This is a genomic window from Streptomyces spinoverrucosus (assembly GCF_015712165.1).
Classification (GTDB): Bacteria; Actinomycetota; Actinomycetes; order Streptomycetales; family Streptomycetaceae; genus Streptomyces; species Streptomyces spinoverrucosus_A.
In genome coordinates this window covers 2,900,407-2,917,837 of the sequence record NZ_JADPZX010000001.1, presented here as the reverse complement: position 1 = coordinate 2,917,837, position 17,431 = coordinate 2,900,407, and the positions used below count along the sequence as shown (strand labels likewise).

The following is a 17,431-nucleotide window of genomic DNA, read 5'->3' as shown; positions in this document are numbered from 1 at the left end:
GCTAAGGGGCTAAGGGGCTAAGGGGCTAAGGGGCTTGCCGTCAGGCACGTGTCCGTAGAGTCGCACTGATGCATGCCGAAAACATTGCTGGTAGCGCTGGTAGCGCTGACGCCGCTGACACCGAACTGCCCACGCTGACCGCCGCACAGGCAGCACGCCTGCGCGCCCTCGCCGCCCCCTACCTGCGGGAGGGCCACGCCCACCCCCTGCACAACCTGGCGCACGCCTGCCGTACCGCGCCGGAGGACCGCTGGCCCGAGCTGGTCGCCGCGCACTTCGCCGCTCTGCGGGAGGCCGGCCAGGGTGGGGAGAGCCCCGAGGAACTGCTGCGCGGAGCCCACGCCCGGCTGCTACCGGCCGACTCGCTCACGCCCGACCAGGCCGGGTCACTGCGTTACGCACGGGAGGTGGCCGAGGGACTCGTCCTCGTCCACGCCCTCGACGGACCCACCAGCGTGCGGATCATCACCGACGACGACGTGGAGCGGGCGGGGCGGCAGGAGCTGGAGCAGGCGGCGTACGAAAACCTCGTACGGGTCCCCGTGCAGCACGACGAAGTGCCTGTCGAGGGAGGGGCGGTTGGAGGGGCGTTTGGACGGGCCTTTGGAGGGGCGGTACTGCACTCCCTCTACGGCGACTCCCCGTTCGTGGCGAGCAAGGCGCTCGTCCTGGCCGCCGCGGTCCGGCAGGTCACGGGCGAGTCGCTGCCGGACGCGGGCGCCCTCGTCGCCGTACCGAGCCGGCACAACCTCGTGTACCACCCGATAGCCGACGGGTCGGTGGCCGAGGCGATCAACAGCCTGGCCTCGTACGCGTTGGGCGCGTACGAGGACGGGGTGGGGGCGCTGTCCCCCCGGGTCTACTGGTGGCACCGGGGGAGCCTGACCTCGCTCACGGTCATCGACCACGACACCCGCGCCTTCTCCTTGCGACCGCCGCCGAAGCTGCTCGCACTGTTGAAGGGCCTGGTCCGCCTCGACCGCGCGGGCCGCCTCGCCACCCGCACCGCGGCCAAGGCCCCGGACATCGCCGAACTCACCCACACCACTGCCGAGTCGCTGGCACGGCTCACCGAGGACCGTACGGGACTGGCCGACGCCTTCGCCTCCGCCCTCGCACTCGCCCACGCCCACTGCGCGACCGACCCGCGCGCGGCGTCCATCGACACGTGGGACGCGTGGGCGACCGCCGTACAGCTCGGGTCGGCCCTGTTCACCGGGGCGCAGCCGCAGGAGTGCCGCCTCGGCGAGGACGTCGTCCGGCAGCTGCCCGCCCTGCCCGCCGAGCCGCCCGCGGACGCCCGGGCCTGGCTGGACGCGCTGTATCTGACGGTCGTATGCCGTCAGACGGATCGGATCGGCCGGTTGTGCGAGGTGCCGATGGAGACGCTGCGGCGGGACGAGTCGGCCGACGAGTACGTGCTGCACTGGATCGACACCCTGCGGACCTACTTCTCGCGCGGTTCCATGGACGACGTGGTGCGGAAGCTGGCCGCCACCATGCAGACGTCGATGCCCGAAGCCCTCACCCGTGCGCCGGGCGACTTCGTGAACCGCGTCGACTACCAGCCGGCCGCCCTGTTCCACCGCCTCATCACCCGCGACCACGACGCCTTCACCAAGGCCCTCACCGAGGCCGTCGCACACCACGACGCCTACTGGGGCGACTCGCCCGCCCCCCGGGCCCGGGTCGCCCTTGGCCCCCTGGCAATGGCCAGCCTCGCCTACGACTACGACTTCCCGCTCCCGACCGGACAGCCGTATCTACCGACGTACCTGCTCAACCGCCAACGCATCGAGGACATCCCGTAACGACGCGGAAGGCGGCCGCGCCTCAGACCTCGAACTCGCCCAGCCAGCCGCGCTGGAGGAGGTGCTTGGGGAGATAGTCCGACTCCACCTCAATGGGGATTTCTCCGTCATAGGCGAGACAGGCGAGGGCGAGCGGGCCCAGGGCGATACGGCCCTCGGGGTCCTTCGCCCGGTCCTCGTCGGCCGTCCAGTACGCCTTGTGCAGCTCCAAGGCCTCCACCAAGGCCTGGTTGAACCCGTCGTGGTCCTTGCGCAGGAAGCGGTAGAAGAGGTTGATCGGCGGATACAGGATGTGCTGCAGCAGATCACGGGGCGCGACGGTCGCCACGTCGGGGTTCGAGCCCTGCAGCGCCGCGGTCAGTTCCTCCACCATCCCCGGCCGCTGCAGCCAGTACGTCTGCAGGGCGCCCACCCAGTGGTAGACGTACTCGTCGAACTGGCCCTCGGGAGAGCGCAGGCGGTCCAGCGGGATCTCGCAGAGCTGGGTCATCCGCTTCTGGTCGCGGCAGACGATCGCCAGCCAGAAGGCCGTGAGCCAGTTGCCGGCGTCGGCGTAGGGGCGTGGCCCGATGGCCGGGAGGTGCCGCACCTTGTGGTGGATGCGGTATTCCACAACGCCGTCCGTGCTGCTCGTCACGGCGAACAGCGCCGAGCCGAGTTGCATGGCCGCGACCACCGCCTCCCAGGTTTCGATGCTCGCGGCCCGGGGGTCCACCGTGCAGTGCGCTTGCACGTTCAGCAAGGACTTGGTGAACGTGGCGTCGATCATGGCAGGAGCCTCCTCCAAGCGTTCGATCGACGCGGTGGTGCTCCCGGCCAGGGCTTCGGCGAAACGCTCGGCGTTGGGTCCCGGCGTCCCGTGCCGGGCAACGGTGACGGTCACGGCGTGCTCCTGTCGGAGATGTCGAACTGCCTCATGCTGTAGCCAGCGTACTCGCCGACGTTGTCCTGCCCCTTGACGACGATGTAGTCCACATCTCCCCTGCCGAGCGCCGCTTCGAGTTCGTCCGCGAGCAGCAACTCCTTGGGGTTGTCCTCACCGCGCTTGCGCATCTCGTTGAGGATGTCCAGGAAGTACTCCTTGGTCCCTTGCGAAACCCGCTTTCCGTCCGGCAGATTGCGGGCTCCGAGCTCGGTACGCACGTTGCTCTTGGCTTCGATGACGACGAAGCCCCCGTCCTCGCGACGCCACACCTGGTCGAACTGGTCGTTGCCGTTGGCCGGGCCGTCCAGTGGCTCCCGGGTTGCGTTCGGGTAGTGCTCCGGAATGACGTGGTGCTCGGCGATGGCCTCGCCGTACGCCTCCGCGTTGTCCCGCATGTCGCGATGCGCGGCCTTGTACTCGTAGGTGCGCTCGACCTGATCCCAATGTGTTTCGGGCGTGGGGTTGTTCTTGTGAGCCTCTACGGCCTCGGCCTTGTGGCCGGCGGCGGCTTGGTCGTAGCCGATGGCATAGTGCCGGTTCGCCGCTGCCTCGTCGAGAGTCTTGAGCGCCTCGGGGCTCGCGGTCTCTCGCCCGACCTTGATCGCGTCGCCGAGGTAGTGCGGCTGGATGGGATCCGGCGCGTCCTTGACCGAGATCCACGGATGCTGGGGCGACTGCCGTGTCAGCTGGGGAGGCGTCGTCCCGCTCTCGTCGAGGAATTCGAGGTTCTTGCGGTTGCCGTTGGACTTGTAGAACTGCTCGAAGTATCCGGGCTCGTGGTTGGCGCGGTAGACCTGGATCTCGTGGATCTGCTCCGGTGTGAGCGAGCCCTCCGGACCGTACGGGTTGTCGCCGTCACGCATGAAGCTCGGCCGGGCGGGTGCGCTCCCCTCGGGCGTGGGCACGGCGTCGTCCCCGCCTGCGGCGGCCTCGTCGCCGGTACGACCGAGGTCGTCAAGCCCGCCGCCCGGCGGGACGTCGGCGCGCGGCGGCAGGGTGTCGGTGGCGCTGCCGCCAGGCAGATCGCCACTGCCGGACGGGCCACGGCCGAGGTCGTCGGCGTGGCCGCCGGGGAGGTTGTCGGCGGTGTTGCCGATGTTGTTGCCGGGAAGGTGGGTGTCCACGCTGTTGGTCGGCATGTTGTCGCCGACTGCGCCGCCGGGGAGGTTGTCCGCGGTGCCGCCGGGGAGGTTGTTGCCCAGGCCGGTGCTGGGTACGTCGGTGCCCGCGTGGACGGCCGGGGTGACGGGGACGTCCTCGCCGACTCGGCCAATGTCGCCGAGGTCGTCGAGGCTGTTGCCGAGGCGGATGTGCTGGGCGGCGGTGTCGGTGGTGTGGGTTGCGGCGCCGGCCATGGCGGGTTCGCGGAGCGGGGAGTCGACGCGGGGGACGTCGGCGCCCGCGGGTGGGGTGCCCATGTCGGGCTGGTCCACCACGTCGCCGGGGCCGTCGTCGGCCTTGTGGATGACGGTGCCGTTCTCGTCGAGGATGTTGCCCTGGGGGTCGTAGTAGCGGGCCGGGGCGCCGTCCTCGGTGGGCAGCTTGACGGTGCCCTCGGGCAGGGCGGGGGCGTTGTCGGGGAGTTTGACTGTGCCTTCGGGCAGTTCGACGGCGCCTGCGGGGACCGGGGTGCCTTCGGGGAGTTTGACGGCGCCGTTGCCCAGGTCGACCGCGCCTGCGGGGAGTGGGGTGCCCTCGGGCAGGGTGACTGCACCGCCTTCGGGGATTCTGATGCCGCCGTCCGGGATGGCCGCGCCCTCGGGGAGGTTGACCGTGCCGTCGGGTAGGCGGACCGCGCCTTCGGGGAGGGTGATGGCGTTCTCGGGCAACGCCGGGATGTCGATGTTGCCGACGCCTTTCAGCGCGGCGCTGATGTCGCCGATCTTGGAGAGGCCCGCACCCGCGCCCTTGGCGATGTAGGTCATGGGGTCGATGGCCTTGGCCGTGGTGCCCAGGACCCGGGCTACGGCGCCGGCCTTGCCCGCACCCGAGGCGGCGGCACCGGCGCCGCCGGTGAAGACGGTGGTGAGGACGTTGAAGGTGACGGCTCCGGCGGCGCGGGCGGGGTTCTTGCCCCACTGGTCCCAGGCCACCAGTGCCTTGCCGGTTTCCTTCATCGCGGTGCGTGAGTCGCGGATCCAGGAGGGGAGTTTGTCGTCGGGGAGGGCCCAGAAGAGGGTGCCGACGCCGGGGATGGAGGACAGTGCCAGGCCGGTGGCGAGCTGGGCGAGGCCTTTCCAGGCCTGGCCCATGGCGTCCCAGCCGCCGAAGCCGACCAGGGTGCCCAGGCCCTTGATGGTGCCCCAGATGCCGTCGACGATCAGGCCGTCCCACACGAACGACTTCACCCAGTGGCCGACCTCGTACCAGTGGTGCTTCTCCTCCACCGGGTCGCCCCAGGGGAGTTTGGCGTTCTTCATGTCCTCGGCGGAGAAGCCGTACTGGTCGGTGCGGTCGGAGCCGTCCCCGGCCATCATCTGCGTTCCGCCCCACAAGGCGGTGATTTTGTTGTGGCAGGTGCGTTCCGCCGCCCAGAAGGCGGCCACGGTGGCGGTGATGTCGTCGCGGAGCTGGTTGTGCTCGCTGACCTTGTCCTCGTCGTACTCCCACTCGTCGTCGTCCTTGACGGAGTTGACGAAGGCTGTGGCGTCCGCTTTCAGCTGCTTCAGCTTGTCCACGAGTGGGCGGATTTCGGTGGCGTACGACGACAGCGCCGAGGAGACCTTCTCCAGGTCGTCGGCGAAGGCGTCTGCCTTGTCCTGCACCGGCTTGGTGGTGGCGAACAGCTGCTCGGCCTCGGGTGCCTGGTAGTACGCGGACAGGCCCTGGAACTGGGAATGCACATTCGCGCCCGCGTCACGGACGTTCCCGGCGTCCGTCTTCAGTGCCGTGTAGTCCGTCTCCAACTGGGCCAGGTCGCCAGTGAACTGTGGGATCTGCTCCGGTTTGATCACGCTCAACTGCCCCCGCTCGTCCGCGCGTCATCGGACCGACTCTCCGTTAGCAGATCATCATATAAAAGGGGAGTGCTGGGTCTGACGGGGCGAGAAGTGTCTTACGCGACTGGGAAGTTACGGCGGGCGCGTGTCCGCCGGCCGCCAAAGCTGCTGATCTGAACGGACGTTGAGTCCTGGGCCAGCACGATTCCCCCGAGGACGGCTCCTCCGAAGCCGGTTGAGTGTGGGGGCGCCGCTGGCACGGGTGTGCCGTGCATACGGACGTCCTGTTCCGCCAGATGTAGGGCCGTGCGGGCGAGGGAGTCCGCCGCGAGGGCCTCCTCGGGCGTGAGCCGTTGCCTCGTCCCGAGGGCCTCTTCGGGCGCGAGCCGTTGCCCCGCCGTGAGGGCCTCCTCGGGCAGGAGCAGCCGTTGCCCCGCCGCCAAGGCCTCCTCGGGCGTCAGCCGTTGTCCCGTCCCGAGGGACTCCTCGGGCATGAGCCGTTGCGCTGCCGCCAAGCGTGTTCGGGCCTCCGCGCCCACCACCCCCCGATGCGTCGCCACGAAGTCGGCCGCCGTTGCCGTCGCACTCCGGGCGACCAGCTCACCGGCCACCGGCAGCACCCCGGCCCGGCCCGTCGCGACCGGCACCACGGCCCGTACGATTCGGCGCAGGGCGTCGAGGGGGTCGTACGGGCCGCTGGTCAGTGTTTCCCGTACGGCGGTCAGGACCGCGTCGGCGTGCATGATGCGCGACTGCAGCTCGCCGGCGGGGATGTCGACGGCGACACCTTCCGCCCGTTCCCGCGCCCCCGCGATCTCCACCTCCGCCCCCGTGAGGGCCGCCGGTACCAGCGTCCGCGCCCTCGACAGCTCCCCGGCGAGGCGGTCCACGGCGGTCACGAAGATCGCGGCCTGATCGACCGCGCCCTCGGCCGCGCGCAGATGGGCGGCGGCGCGGTCGGGTTCGCCCCGGTCGGCGGACTGACGGGCCTGGTTGAGATGGACCGTCGTGAACACCAGGCGATCCTTGGCCTGTTCGACGTACCCGACGACCGGGGCCGCCGCCGTGGACGCGTACCGCCTGCCAAGATCCGCCAGGGTCGCCTCCGTGGCCGACGTACGGCCCGCCACTTCCCGGAACCTCGCCTCCGCGACCTCCAGCGCCGCCCCGATCCGCCGCTCCAGGCCCCGCGCCGCGTCGAACCCCGCCGCCTCCGTGTCCAGCCGCCGCCCGGCCTCCGTGCACCGCCCGACGATCCCGGCGAGCGCCTGCCGCCGGGCGGACGCCTCGAACGGGACCCCGTCGTCGTACCGCTGCCGCATGGCGAACGCGGCCGACAGCTCCCACTCCGCCTCCCGTACCGCCCGCGCGAAGGGATCCATGGCCTCGTGCCCCGACGCGGCCTCGGCGAAGGTGAGTTCCTCACGGCTGGTGCGCACGCAGTCGTCGGCCTCGATCAGCAACGCCTGTGCCTGTTCGTCGAGTTCGCTCAAGGGCGAGGGGAGGGAGCGCGCGGCGGACGGGACGCCCCCGGGTGTCGTACGGGTGCGGGTCCGCCGGGTCCGGCGTATGTAGCCGTATGCGGCCAGCGCCGCCGCCGTGCCCAGGGCGATGAGCGGGAGGACGAGGTCGGCGGTGGGCGTCTCCTCCACGTCCTGCGCCGTCGTACCGGGGGCGGGGGTGCGCGCGACCGGGCGGTCACCGCTCGACGAGGCGGTCAGCTCGGGCCACACCAGCCACAGGACCGCGACCACCGCGCCGAGCAGCGCGTGCGCGACCCGCACCGATATGTGCGAGGTCGCCCGCCGGGGCCGACCGCGTATCGAGGATGGCGTCACATTTCGGAGCGTATGAGCAGGAATGCGGCTCCGCGAGTGGTGTGCGTCCCTTCGACGACACCGCGACGGTCATCACGTACGTCCGGTCCACTGGACGAGGGCTACTGGGTAACCGGTTCGTCGGACAGACGTCATGCGCCGCACTGATCGACCAGCGCGTGGAGCGCGAGGTCCGGCGCGTGCTCGGAAGCACCTCCTACGGCGCCGTGCAGCAGGAGCTGACGCGGGTGCGCAACCGTCAGCGGCCCCTGGAGCTGTTCTTCGACGGGACCGGCCGGGGGGTGTCACGGTTGCCGTCGGCGTCCCATCTGGACGGGCTGATCGAGGAGTTGAAGCGGGTCACCGGGGACGGCGAGGGCGCGGAACGGGCCGTCGCGCAGGCGTTTCGGCTGCTCATCGCGATGGAGGCGCTGGGCGTCGGGCGAATAGCGGGCGGCACGATGAACATCTGCGGCAAGCTCTCCGCCGTACCGCTGCTCGACCCGCCGAACGACGACATCCTGGAGATCGGCACGCTGTACGGCATGTTCGGCGCGGCTCTGATCAGGATGATGGAGCGGGCGGGGCGGGATCCGCGGCTGACGATCGTCGATCCGCTGGCCGGTGAGCAGCTGCAGCCCGGCACCAGCATGGGCGGGGACGCGACGGGCACACCGGTGCGCGAGGCCGCCGTGCGCAGCAATCTGGCGCTGGCGGGCACCGCCGGTGCCGCGACCCGGATCCAGCAGGGCTTCTCCGAGGACCCCGAGGTGCGCGCCGCCGTCTCCGACCGTGCCTACGGCGTCGTGATCGTCGACGGCGACCACTCCGCCGAGGGCGTGGCCAGGGACCTGGAGTGGGCCGAGGAGATCGTCGCACCCGGCGGGATCGTCGTACTCGACGACTTCGGCCACCCGAAGTGGCCGGGCATCAGTGAGGCCTTCGAGAAGCACATGGCCTCCGACACCCGGTTCACCTTCCTCGGACAGGTCGCGCACTCGGGGTATCTGCAGGCCTCAGCCTCCTGACGAGGCGGACCGGCGGCGGATCTTGTCGCCGAGCCAGACCAGTGGGTCGTACTTGCGGTCGACGGCCCGCTCCTTCAGCGGGATCAGGGCGTTGTCCGTGATCTTGATGCCCTCGGGGCAGACCTCCGTACAGCACTTGGTGATGTTGCAGTAGCCGAGGCCGTGTTCGTCCTGGGCGGTGCGTTTGCGGTCCAGGCCGGACTCGGCGGCCGCGTCCAGCGGGTGCATGTCCAGTTCGGCGACCCGCATCAGGAAGCGGGGGCCCGCGAACGCCTGCTTGTTCTCCTCGTGGTCGCGGACCACATGGCAGGTGTCCTGGCACAGGAAGCACTCGATGCACTTGCGGAACTCCTGTGACCGGTCCACGTCCTCCTGCATCATCCGGTACTCGCCGGGCCCGAGCCCGGCCGGCGGCACGAAGGACGGGACCTCCCGCGCCTTCTCGTAGTTGAAGCCGACGTCCGTGACGAGATCGCGTACGACCGGGAAGGCGCGCAGCGGAGTGACGGTGATCGTCTCCTCGTGGTCGAACACCGACATCCGGGTCATGCACATCAGCCGGGGCCGCCCGTTGATCTCGGCGGAGCACGAACCGCACTTGCCCGCCTTGCAGTTCCAGCGCACGGCCAGGTCGGGGGTCTGGGTGGCCTGGAGGCGGTGGATGATGTCCAGCACCACCTCGCCGTCGTTGACCTCGACCTTGAAGTCCTCCAGGCCGCCCCCGTCCGCGTCCCCGCGCCACACCTTGAAGCGGGCCTCGTAGCTGCTCACTCGTACAGCTCCTCTTCGGTGAGGTACTTGACCAGCTCCTCCTTGTCGAACAGGGCGAGCAGGTCGGGACGGATGGGTTCGGTGGTCTCGCGGCTGAGCGTGATCTGGCCCCGGTCCGGATCCGTGGCCGCCAGGCCGCCCGTGGGGTCGGTGAGCCCGCAGAGCAGGTTGATACGGCGCCACCTGCGGTCCATCGACGGGTGGTCCTCGCGGGTGTGGCCGCCGCGCGACTCGTTGCGCTCCAGCGCGGCCCGCGCCACGCACTCGCTGACCAGCAGCATGTTGCGCAGGTCCAGGGCGAGATGCCAGCCCGGGTTGAACTGGCGGTGGCCCTCCACGCCCGCGCGCCGGGCCCGTACCCGCAGCTCGGCCAGCTTCTCCAGGGCCTGCTTCATCTCCGCCTCGCGGCGGATGATGCCGACCAGGTCGTTCATGGTCTGCTGGAGTTCCTGGTGGAGGGTGTACGGGTTCTCGGGCGGGCCGCCGGCCGGCTCCTCGATCTCGGCCTCGGCGGAGAAGGGGCGCAGCGCCTCCGCCGCCGCCGAGTCCACCTGCGCGTCGTCCACCCGGGGGCGGGCCGCCGCCGTCCCGGTCGCGTACTCGGCGGCGTGCAGTCCCGCCCGGCGCCCGAACACCAGCAGGTCGGACAGCGAGTTCCCGCCGAGCCGGTTGGAGCCGTGCATACCGCCGGCCACCTCACCGGCCGCGTACAGCCCCGGCACCCCGCGCGCCGCCGCCGAGTCGGAGTCGACGGCGATGCCGCCCATCACGTAGTGGCAGGTGGGCCCGACCTCCATCGCCTCGGCGGTGATGTCGACGTCGGCCAGCTCCTTGAACTGGTGGTACATCGACGGCAGCCGGCGCTTGATCACCTCGGCGGGCATCCGCGTCGACACGTCCAGGAACACACCGCCGTGCGGGGAGCCCCGGCCCTCCTTGACCTCGGTGTTGATGGCCCGGGCGACCTCGTCGCGGGGGAGCAGCTCGGGGGGACGCCGGTTGGTGTCCGGGTCGTCGTACCAGCGGTCGGCCTCGTCCTCGGTCTCGGCGTACTTCTCCTTGAAGACGTCCGGGATGTAGTCGAACATGAACCGCTTGCCGTCGGAGTTGCGCAGCACGCCGCCGTCGCCGCGGACGGACTCCGTGACGAGGATGCCCTTCACCGAGGGCGGCCAGACCATGCCGGTCGGGTGGAACTGCACGAACTCCATGTTCAGCAGGGGTGCCCCGGCCAGCAGCGCCAGCGCGTGGCCGTCGCCGGTGTACTCCCACGAGTTCGACGTGACCTTGAAGGACTTGCCGATGCCACCCGTGGCGATCACCACGGCGGGGGCTTCCAGGACGAAGAAACGGCCGGATTCACGCTCGTACGCGAAGACACCGCTCACGAGGGAGCCGTCCTTGAGGACGCGCGTGACCGTGCACTCCTGGAACACCTTCAGCCGGGACTCGTAGTCGCCGGTCTCGCGGTGGTCCTCCTGCTGGAGGGCGACGATCTTCTGCTGGAGGGTGCGGATCAGCTCCAGTCCGGTGCGGTCGCCGACGTGGGCGAGGCGCGGGTACTCGTGGCCGCCGAAGTTGCGCTGCGAGATCCGGCCGTCCTTCGTACGGTCGAACAGGGCGCCCGAGGTCTCCAGCTCCCACACCCGGTCCGGGGCCTCCTGGGCGTGCAGCTCGGCCATCCGCCACTGGTTGAGGAACTTGCCGCCGCGCAGGGTGTCACGGAAGTGCACCTGCCAGTTGTCGTGCGGGTTGGCGTTGGCCATGGCGGCGGCGATACCGCCCTCGGCCATCACCGTGTGCGCCTTGCCGAACAGCGACTTGCAGATCACGGCCGTACGGGCGCCGCGTTCGCGGGCCTCGATGGCGGCACGCAGTCCGGCGCCGCCCGCGCCGACCACGACGACGTCCCACTCCTGTCGCTCCACCACGGACATCACAAGGCCCCACTCATCTAGAAGAAGCGCGGATCGTCGAAGACACCGGACGCGACGAGATAGACGTAGAAGTCGGCGAGCGCCACGCTCACCAACGACGTCCAGGCGAGCAGCATGTGACGGGCGTTGAACTTCCCGGCCCACTGCCACATCCGGTAGCGCACCGGATGCTTGGAGAAGTGCTTGAGCTTGCCGCCGACGATGTGCCGGCAGGAGTGGCAGGAGATCGTGTACGCCCAGATCAGCACGATGTTGACGAGGAACACCAGGGTGCCGAGGCCCATGTGGCCCCACTCGTAGTTCTCGTCGCGGAAGGCGAGCACGGTGTCGTACGTCAGGATGCCGGCGACGAGGATCGCGGCGTAGAAGAAGTACCGGTGGATGTTCTGCAGGACCAGCGGGAAGCGGGTCTCACCGGTGTACTTCTTGTGCGGCTCGGCCACCGCGCAGGCCGGCGGGGACGCCCAGAAGCCCCGGTAGTAGGCCTTGCGGTAGTAGTAGCAGGTCAGGCGGAAGCCGAGCGGGAAGATCAGGATGATGATCGCGGGGGAGATCCCCCACCAGCTGCCGAAGATCTCCCAGTTGGGCCCCGCCTTCATCGGCTCGCAGTTCTCCGCCAGACAGGGGGAGTAGAACGGCGAGACGTAGGGGGCCGCGTAGTAGTCGGCGTTCGCGAAGGCCCGCCAGGTCGAGTACACGATGAAGGCGAGCAGCCCGGCGGCCGTGGTGGCGGGCGCCAGCCACCAGCGGTCGGTCCGCAGATGCGGGGCGGCGATCGCGGCGCGGGTGACCGACCGTACGCCGCCGGGGGGATGGGGATCTGTGGTTGTGGGTTCCGTACCAGTGGCCAAGGTATGACTCCGGTCGGTCGGGACTCGGGCCGGTCAGGGTGCGTGTCGGTCGCGGGCGCCGAGTCCCTCGTCGTCCGTGTCGACCCACAGGCTGTTGTCGTACGGCGTGTCGGGGATGGTGACGAGCTCCGGGCGCCGCTGCGCTGCCGGTGTGCTGGCCGCGTCGCGGAGCAGCGCGACGCTCTCGCGCAGGTGTTCGCAGTCGGTGCGGACGCGGCGTATGTCGAGCCCGCCCCTGCCGAGCTGCTGCTCCAGGCGGCCCAGCGACCGGGACAGGTCGTCCAGGCTGCGCTGCATGAATGTCAGTTCATCGTGCACGGACATGACGTGACCTCACTTCCGTCGGCCTGGTGGCCGTGGGTGGCAACGGTCATGCGCCTGCGAGTGTTGCGCGTCACACCTGTCGCTGGGAAGGGACGTGCACCGATTGGCCGAGGCGTATAGGTGCATCCCGTGGTGCGTTGCGCCGCCCGGGTGGGCTTCCCGGCGGTCGTCGCCGTGTCGCCCGGTGTTGCCGAACCCTTTCCTCTTCAGTGGCCGCATACAGCGGAAAACATCTGATCAGCTCGATATACCGCCATATACCGCCAAAAGTGATCGTAACCCCCGCGGCTCCCGGAGGTAAGCAGAGATGTCCCACGACGGCGTCGGCCCGCGTGCTGTGATGCGCTCGGTCGCCTTCCTCACCGCGGGTGTGCTCCTGGTGCCCGCTCTGGCCGGGTGCGGCTCGGACGACGAGGCCGGCAAGCCGCTGGCCGGTCAGGACATCGCGCCGGCCGCCCGCGCGCGGGTCGCCGACGGCGGCACCCTGCGCTGGGCCGTGGACTCCGTACCGGAGACGCTGAACACCTTCCAGGCCGATGCCGACGCGACCACCGCGACGATCGCTCAGGCCGTGCTGCCGTCGATGTACCGGATGAACGACAACGGGCGGCCGGAGATCAACCCCGACTACCTGGAATCGGCCGAGGTCGTCGAGACCGAGCCGCGCCAGGTGGTCCTCTACAAGCTCAACCAGCAGGCCGTCTGGAGCGACGGGCGGGAGATCGGCGCGGCCGACTTCGCCGCCCAGTGGCGGGCCCTGTCCGGGAAGGACAGCGCCTACTGGACCGCGCGCAACGCCGGGTACGACCGCATCGAGCGGATCGAGCGGGGCAAGAACAACCTGGAGGTCAAGGTCACCTTCAGCCGGACCTACGCCGACTGGAAGTCGCTGTTCACGCCGCTGTACCCGAAGGAGGTCATGGGCACGCCCGACGCCTTCAACGACGGCGCGCGCACCAAGCTCAAGGTCACCGCGGGGCCGTTCACCGTGCAGAAGGTCGACAAGAAGAAGGACGAGGTCACCCTCGTCCGCAGTCAGCGCTGGTGGGGGGAGCCGGCCAAGCTCTCCAAGATCGTGCTGGTGGCCGTGGGGCGCGAGAAGCGGGCCGAGGCGCTGGCCGCCGGGTCCGTGGACGTCGCCGACGTCGACGCCGCCACCGCCCAGCGCATCGACCTCGCCGGACGCCCCAAGGGGACCGGTACGCCGCTCCAGGGCGCGAAGGCGGAGGGCGCCGAGGACATGCGGGCGCTGGCCCGCTACGAAGTCCGCAAGTCGCTGGAACCGACCTACACCCAGCTCGCCCTCAACGGCGCCGACGGCCCGCTCGCCGACGAACGGGTCCGCCGGGCCGTGGCCCGCGCCCTCGACCGCAAGGAACTGGCCGAGGCCGTCCTCAAGCCGCTGGGGCTGCCCGCGCAGCCGGTCGGCAGCCACCTCGCGCTGTCCGGACAGGCCGCGTACGCCGACAACAGCGGGGCGCTCGGGGGGCAGGACACCAAGGAGGCGGAGGCGCTGCTCGCGGACGCCGGGTGGGTGCGGGGCGGGCCGCTGAAGGAGCCGAAGAAGAAGGAGGAGAAGGCGGCGGGGGCCGAGGGGGAGTCGGCGTCGCCGGGAGCCGGGGAGTCGGCGTCGCCGGAAGCCGGGGAGTCAACGTCACCGAAGGCCGGGGAGTCGGCGGGGGAGGACGACGGGACGTACATCGTGGGGGAGGACGGGAAGGCGGGGGAGGACCCCGAGGGACGTGACCACGAGGACGACCGGGCGGACCCGCGGAATCTCGCGCAGGACGGCAAGCAGCACGCCGGGCAGGGGGGCGGGGCGCAAGGGGCGTACGCCCCCAAGGGAACCGCCGCTCCGGGGGCCGCGGCCGGGACGCTGGCCAAGGACGGCAAGCCGCTCACGCTGCGGTTCGTGCTGCCGTCGGGGCCGGGGTCGGACACGCTGCACCGGGTCGCGGACCGCATCGCACGCATGTTGCAGCGGGTGGGGATCCGCACGGAGACCACGAAGGTCTCCGACGCGAGCTACTTCAAGGATCACATCGCCAACGGTGAATACGATCTCGCGCTGTACTCCTGGCCCGCGTCGGCGTTCCCCGCGACCGACGCCCGGCCGATCTACGCCAAGCCGGTACCGGCCGCCGACGGCTCGCTGACCGTCGAGCAGAACTACACGCGGGTCGGCACTGACCAGGTCGACCAGCTCTTCGACCAGGCCATCGCCACGCTGGACGAGGAGGAGTCCCGCGAGCTGGTCCGCAAGGCCGACTCCCGCATCTGGGCCGCCGCCGGCTCCATCCCCCTCTACCAGCGCCCGCAACTCACCGCCGTGCGCAAGAACCTCGCCAACACCGGCTCCTTCGGCTTCGAGACACCCGTCTACCAGGACATGGGCTTCCTGAAGAAGACGGCCAAGAAGACGACGCAGGCGGCCCGGGACTGACCGGGGGCCTCGCACGACGGGCGGCACCACCCGGTAGCGCCGGGCCGCGTGGCCCCCGACACCGGCGCAGGACCCGGCCACCCACCCCCAAACCGGCCCCCACCTGCACCGACGTATCCCCGCAAGCCCCACCCACCGCAGCCCCGTACCATGGGGTGAGGCCGTGGCGTGTCAAGCCCGGCAGGGCGCGCGTAACTCAGTCCTACGCGCAGCCGTCCTCACCATCCCGGGAGTACGCCGCAATATGGCCGTGTCCGCAACACGTCACGACATCCGCAACGTCGCCATCGTCGCCCACGTCGACCACGGCAAGACGACCATCGTCGACGCCATGCTCAAGCAGGCCGGTGCCTTCGCCGCGCACCAGCTCGACTCCGTCGACGACCGCATGATGGACTCGAACGACCTGGAGCGTGAGAAGGGCATCACGATCCTCGCCAAGAACACGGCGGTGAAGTACCACCCGAAGGACGGGGGGGACGTCATCACCATCAACATCATCGACACCCCCGGCCACGCCGACTTCGGCGGTGAGGTCGAGCGCGGCCTGTCGATGGTCGACGGTGTCGTGCTGCTCGTGGACGCCTCCGAGGGCCCGCTGCCGCAGACCCGCTTCGTGCTGCGCAAGGCCCTGCAGCAGCGCCTGCCGGTCATCCTGTGCATCAACAAGACGGACCGCCCGGACTCCCGGATCGACGAGGTCGTCAACGAGACCTACGACCTCTTCCTCGACCTGGACGCCGACGAGGAGCAGATCGAGTTCCCGATCGTCTACGCCTGCGGCCGTGACGGCATCGCGTCGCTGACCAAGCCGGACAACGGCACGGTCCCGGCCGACTCCACCAGCCTGGAGCCGTTCTTCTCCGCGATCCTGGAGCACATCCCGGCCCCGACCTACGACGAGGCCGCCCCGCTCCAGGCCCACGTCACCAACCTGGACGCCGACAACTTCCTCGGCCGTATCGCGCTGCTCCGCGTCGAGCAGGGCGAGCTGCGCAAGGGCCAGACGGTCGCCTGGATGAAGCGCGACGGGTCCGTCAGCAACGTGCGCATCTCCGAGCTGATGATGACGGAGGCGCTCACCCGCAAGCCGGCGGAGATGGCCGGCCCCGGTGACATCTGCGCCGTCGCCGGTATCCCGGACATCATGATCGGCGAGACCCTGGCCGACCCGGAGAACCCGGTCGCGCTGCCGCTGATCACGGTCGACGAGCCCGCGATCTCCATGGTCATCGGCACCAACACCTCCCCGCTGGTCGGCCGCGGCGGCACCGGCAAGGGCGCCGACGCCAAGGCGGCGGTCAAGGACCGCAAGGTCACCGCCCGCCAGGTCAAGGACCGCCTCGACCGCGAGCTGATCGGTAACGTCAGCCTCCGTGTGCTCGACACCGAGCGGCCGGACGCCTGGGAGGTCCAGGGCCGTGGCGAGCTCGCGCTGGCCATCCTGGTCGAGACGATGCGCCGCGAGGGCTTCGAGCTGACCATCGGCAAGCCGCAGGTCGTCACCAAGGAGGTCGACGGCAAGACGTACGAGCCCGTCGAGCGCATGACGATCGACGTGCCCGAGGAGCACATGGGCGCCGTCACGCAGCTCATGGGCGTCCGCAAGGGCCGCATGGACAACATGTCCAACCACGGCTCCGGCTGGGTCCGCATGGAGTTCGTCGTGCCCTCCCGCGGCCTCATCGGCTTCCGGACCGAGTTCCTCACCCAGACCCGCGGCACCGGCATCGGGCACTCCATCCACGAGGGCTTCGAGCCCTGGTTCGGCGCCCTGCAGACCCGCAACAACGGCTCTCTGGTCGCGGACCGTGCCGGTGCCGTCACCGCCTTCGCGATGACGAACCTCCAGGAGCGCGGCGTGCTCTTCGTGGAGCCGGGCACCGAGGTGTACGAGGGCATGATCGTCGGCGAGAACTCCCGCTCCGACGACATGGACGTCAACATCACCAAGGAGAAGAAGCTCACCAACATGCGCTCCTCCACGGCCGATGTGACCGAGTCGATCGTCCCGCCGCGCAAGCTGTCGCTGGAGCAGTCCCTGGAGTTCTGCCGCGACGACGAGTGCGTCGAGGTCACCCCGGAGGCGGTGCGCATCCGCAAGGTGAACCTGGACGCCCGTGAGCGGGCCCGCGCCGCGAGCCGCGCCAAGCACGGCTGACGGTCCTGGAACAGCACCGCGCACCTCGCTCACGCGGGGTGTGCGGTGCTGTTGGTTAAGGGGGGACAACGCAGAGGAAAGGGGTAGGGAAAACCCTCGATTTGCCCGGGACGGCCGTCCGGAACGCGCTGTTCCCACTACCCTGCTGCGGAAGTGCCGCGCCGCCCCGGTCCCGGGGCTCGCGCAACGGCCTTGCCGCGCAGGCTTCTTGACCGCGCGACGGTCGTCGGTGGCGCCCTGCACGGGAGCTATGGCGCGCGCAACCGATTATCTCACCCTCTCGTCCGGAATGCGGACGCTCGCCTCCGATAGATGTGTAACAAGTCCGTTTCGCAGGGATCTTTCACCAAACCCTTTGTCCGGATTTTGGAAGAAGTAGGCGCGAGCTGTGATCGAACCGAGACCTCGAGAGTGTGGTTCGCTC

The 17,431-nt window shown here is 70.1% G+C and carries 11 protein-coding genes; 4 read left to right on the top strand and 7 right to left on the bottom strand.

What is annotated here, in order from left to right; genetic code table 11:
• Positions 1 to 68 precede the first annotated feature (68 nt).
• On the top strand, positions 69 to 1,811 hold the full coding sequence (locus I2W78_RS12985; RefSeq protein WP_196459685.1) for an immunity 49 family protein: 1,743 nt from the start codon (positions 69 to 71) through the stop codon (positions 1,809 to 1,811).
• 22 nt (positions 1,812 to 1,833) lie between these two features.
• Here the strand turns inward: I2W78_RS12985 and I2W78_RS12980 are convergent, their stop codons facing one another.
• From I2W78_RS12980 to I2W78_RS41115, 3 genes are all read right to left on the bottom strand, one after another.
• On the bottom strand, positions 1,834 to 2,694 hold the full coding sequence (locus I2W78_RS12980) for an immunity 49 family protein (RefSeq protein WP_196459684.1): 861 nt from the start codon (positions 2,692 to 2,694) through the stop codon (positions 1,834 to 1,836).
• Complete coding sequence (locus tag I2W78_RS12975; RefSeq protein WP_196464534.1) at positions 2,691 to 5,690, bottom strand: hypothetical protein; 3,000 nt, start codon at positions 5,688 to 5,690, stop codon at positions 2,691 to 2,693. The genes I2W78_RS12980 and I2W78_RS12975 overlap by 4 nt, the downstream gene beginning before the upstream one ends.
• Positions 5,691 to 5,791: 101 nt before the next feature.
• A complete protein-coding gene (locus tag I2W78_RS41115; RefSeq protein ID WP_196459683.1) occupies positions 5,792 to 7,513 on the bottom strand; it encodes a hypothetical protein in 1,722 nt (573 codons plus the stop codon).
• A 179-nt stretch (positions 7,514 to 7,692) separates the two neighbouring features.
• Between I2W78_RS41115 and I2W78_RS12965 the strand changes: the two genes are divergently transcribed.
• Positions 7,693 to 8,520 carry a class I SAM-dependent methyltransferase gene (locus I2W78_RS12965; protein WP_307783678.1) on the top strand — a complete coding sequence of 276 codons (828 nt, stop codon included), beginning with the start codon at positions 7,693 to 7,695 and terminating at the stop codon, positions 8,518 to 8,520.
• Here the strand turns inward: I2W78_RS12965 and I2W78_RS12960 are convergent.
• The 4 genes from I2W78_RS12960 to I2W78_RS12945 are packed head-to-tail and all read right to left on the bottom strand — an operon-like array spanning position 8,509 to position 12,403.
• Entirely contained in the window at positions 8,509 to 9,291 is a 783-nt protein-coding gene (locus I2W78_RS12960) for a succinate dehydrogenase/fumarate reductase iron-sulfur subunit (protein WP_196459680.1), read from the bottom strand. The genes I2W78_RS12965 and I2W78_RS12960 overlap by 12 nt on opposite strands.
• Complete coding sequence (locus tag I2W78_RS12955) at positions 9,288 to 11,228, bottom strand: fumarate reductase/succinate dehydrogenase flavoprotein subunit (RefSeq protein ID WP_196459678.1); 1,941 nt, start codon at positions 11,226 to 11,228, stop codon at positions 9,288 to 9,290. Before I2W78_RS12955 ends, I2W78_RS12960 begins: the two co-directional genes overlap by 4 nt.
• A 17-nt stretch (positions 11,229 to 11,245) precedes the next feature.
• Positions 11,246 to 12,079: a hypothetical protein gene (locus tag I2W78_RS12950; RefSeq protein WP_196459676.1), complete on the bottom strand. Its 834-nt coding sequence runs from the start codon at positions 12,077 to 12,079 to the stop codon at positions 11,246 to 11,248.
• Between the two features lie 33 nt (positions 12,080 to 12,112).
• Positions 12,113 to 12,403, bottom strand: coding sequence for a hypothetical protein (locus tag I2W78_RS12945; protein ID WP_196459675.1), 291 nt, complete (start codon positions 12,401 to 12,403; stop codon positions 12,113 to 12,115).
• 307 nt (positions 12,404 to 12,710) lie between these two features.
• On the opposite strand from I2W78_RS12945, the gene I2W78_RS12940 reads away from it, so the two are divergent.
• Both I2W78_RS12940 and typA read left to right on the top strand, forming a co-directional pair.
• Positions 12,711 to 14,846, top strand: a complete 2,136-nt coding sequence (locus I2W78_RS12940; protein ID WP_196459674.1) for an ABC transporter family substrate-binding protein — start codon at positions 12,711 to 12,713, stop codon at positions 14,844 to 14,846.
• A 244-nt stretch (positions 14,847 to 15,090) separates the two neighbouring features.
• Positions 15,091 to 17,007, top strand: a complete 1,917-nt coding sequence (gene typA, locus I2W78_RS12935) for a translational GTPase TypA (protein WP_196459673.1) — start codon at positions 15,091 to 15,093, stop codon at positions 17,005 to 17,007.
• The last annotated feature ends 424 nt before the right edge of the window (positions 17,008 to 17,431 follow it).

What these genes read in the sequence shown, in the direction of transcription:
- I2W78_RS12985 (WP_196459685.1), top strand. Translation starts at nt 69, where the DNA reads ATGCATGCCGAAAACATTGCTGGTAGCGCTGGTAGCGCTGACGCCGCT.
- I2W78_RS12955 (WP_196459678.1), bottom strand. Translation starts at nt 11,228, where the DNA reads ATGTCCGTGGTGGAGCGACAGGAGTGGGACGTCGTCGTGGTCGGCGCG.
- I2W78_RS12945 (WP_196459675.1), bottom strand. Translation starts at nt 12,403, where the DNA reads ATGTCCGTGCACGATGAACTGACATTCATGCAGCGCAGCCTGGACGAC.
- I2W78_RS12940 (WP_196459674.1), top strand. Translation starts at nt 12,711, where the DNA reads ATGTCCCACGACGGCGTCGGCCCGCGTGCTGTGATGCGCTCGGTCGCC.
- typA (WP_196459673.1), top strand. Translation starts at nt 15,091, where the DNA reads ATGGCCGTGTCCGCAACACGTCACGACATCCGCAACGTCGCCATCGTC.